At 40.6% G+C, this 2,375-nt stretch carries 2 protein-coding genes; both read left to right on the forward strand.

From position 1 onward, the window contains the following. Positions 1-71: 71 nt before the first annotated feature. Positions 72-1,610, forward strand: a complete 1,539-nt coding sequence (gene istA / locus ACFFLE_RS11205) for an IS21 family transposase (protein WP_380572289.1) — start codon at positions 72-74, stop codon at positions 1,608-1,610. A 1-nt stretch (position 1,611) separates the two neighbouring features. Next, on the forward strand, positions 1,612-2,375 hold a 764-nt coding region (gene istB / locus ACFFLE_RS11210), incomplete at its 3' end, for an IS21-like element helper ATPase IstB (protein WP_380572291.1).

Raw genomic sequence — 2,375 nt, forward strand, 5'->3', positions numbered from 1 at the left:
AACAATTTACAAACTAGAAATCACTTTTCGGTATACTGAGACAGAGTATATTGAAAGGGAGAGAACATGGAGTGGAAAAATGGATGATTTATCAAGAGATACACCGATTAAAAAATATGGGGTTTTCAAATAGTAAAATCGCAAAGAAATTAAACATATCAAGAAATAGAGTCATTGATTATTTGAATATGACACCCGATGCATTCGCTGACTTTATGGCATCCTTACAAAACAGAACGAAAAAACTGGATCCTTACAGAAGTGAAATACTCACATGGTTAAAAGAACATCCAGATGTGACCAGTGCGCAAATATACGATTGGCTGCAAGATAAATTTGATATTCAATCCTTGGCTGAAAATACAGTCCGAAACTACGTCAATCACTTAAGGGAACACTATCACATCCCGAAAGTGGCAGCGAATCGAATATACGGTGCGGTGGATGAGCTTCCACCCGGTCAGCAAATACAAGTCGATTTTGGAGAGATTATCGTGGACACATCGTCAGGCGGGCGACAGAAATTGTATGTCACCGGATTCATCTTATCGCATTCCCGGTTTAAGTATGTGGAATGGTTAGACCGACCGTTTCGGACCAGTGATTTAATTAGAATACAGGAAAATGCATTTCATTATTTTGGCGGGATGACTGAGGAGATTGTCTATGATCAGGACCGTTTACTGGCGGTGAGTGAGAATGCGGGCGATTTAATCCTGACCGAATCATTTACGAAATACCATCAATTTAGACGGTTTAAAGTCGAACTCTGTCGAAAAAGTGATCCGGAATCAAAGGGTAAAATCGAACAAGTGATTAAATATGTAAAAAACAATTTTGCCAAACATCGCATCTTCGACAACTTGAATACATGGCAGCAGGACGCTTTGAAGTGGCTAAAAAGAACGGGGAATTATAAAGTCCATCACAATATAAAGAAAAGACCCTTTGAAGTGCACGCCCTCGAAAAGCAGCATCTTCAAACGGTCTCTGGGAAATATCATTTTGACAACATTTCATCTATTAATATAACAAGAACGATTCATAAAGACAATGTCATTCGCTTTGAAGGCAACCGATATAGTGTGCCTCTCGGGACGTATCAAAGTGGAAATGAAAACATTGCGTATGTCTCTGTCACAGATGGAAAATTGAGTATTTCGCTTCATCCAACGGGTGATTCGATTGCGGTACATACAGTGTCTGACATTAAAGGTCAGGTGATTACAGACCCTGGTCATCGACATCGGTCTCAAACGAAAAGAGACCAACTGGTCGCACAAGTGTTTAAAGTTTTGGATGATCCAGAACTGGCCGACGGATTGATTCGGACCTTGCATACACATTATCCGAGACATACGATTGATCAATTGAAAATTGTACTCCAGTCCGCCAAGCAATATCCACAACATATTAATGATGCGGTGAAAGAATTAAACCGGTTGAGATTGACCAGTGCGAATGATCTCAGAGATATTGCGATTTCATTGGACATTCAACACGGTAAACACAGGGCTAAGCAGCCTGTCATTAATGAGAAGTACAAAGATATGACTGCCCCCGCGCGTCAACCAGATATCTATTTAAAAGTCCTTCAGGGCGGTCAATGAAATGACGAACACTTATGATGACTTACAACAGAAATGTCGCACCCTCCGGTTGGCAGAAACCGCAAAAGAGCTGCCGAATATGCTTCGGATGGCAGAGTCACAGAATTGGACGTACTATGAATTGATGGATCAGATCCTCGGGTATGAACTGGACTGTCGGGAAGAAAAGAACCGGATTAAATTGATGAAATGGGCAGAGTTTCCGCAACACTTAACATTAGAGCAATTTAAACTGTCTGAACAATCAGCGATTGGGGACAAGCAACTGAATGTATTAAAGGAGCTATCCTGGATTGAAGACCATTTTACATTAATTATGATGGGACCGCCTGGCGTAGGTAAGACCCATCTTTCCACCGGTCTCGGTATTCACGCTGTCAATGAAGGCTACCAGGTAACGTTTATACCGATGGATCATCTGGTCTATATCCTTAAAACACGAGAATATCTCAGTAAGTCAAAAACCAGATATAAACGTATGGAATCTTCAGATTTAATTATTATCGATGACATCATGTATATGGCTTATGAACCGCAGGATGCCCAACTGTTTTTTCAGTTTATCTATGATATGTATGACAAAACAGCGTTCATCTTAACATCGAATAAGGGGCCTAACGAATGGGGAAAATTTTTGGGAGACACGACACTGACCACGGCGATCTTAGATCGCCTCCTTCATCGAAGTGAAATCATTACCTTCGATGAGAATCAAGACAGTATCAGAATGAAATACAGAAGAGCGTTATTTGAAGAAAAAAGTGT

The sequence above is a fragment of the Salinicoccus siamensis genome (assembly GCF_042429615.1).
GTDB classification, from domain to species: domain Bacteria; phylum Bacillota; class Bacilli; order Staphylococcales; family Salinicoccaceae; genus Salinicoccus; species Salinicoccus siamensis.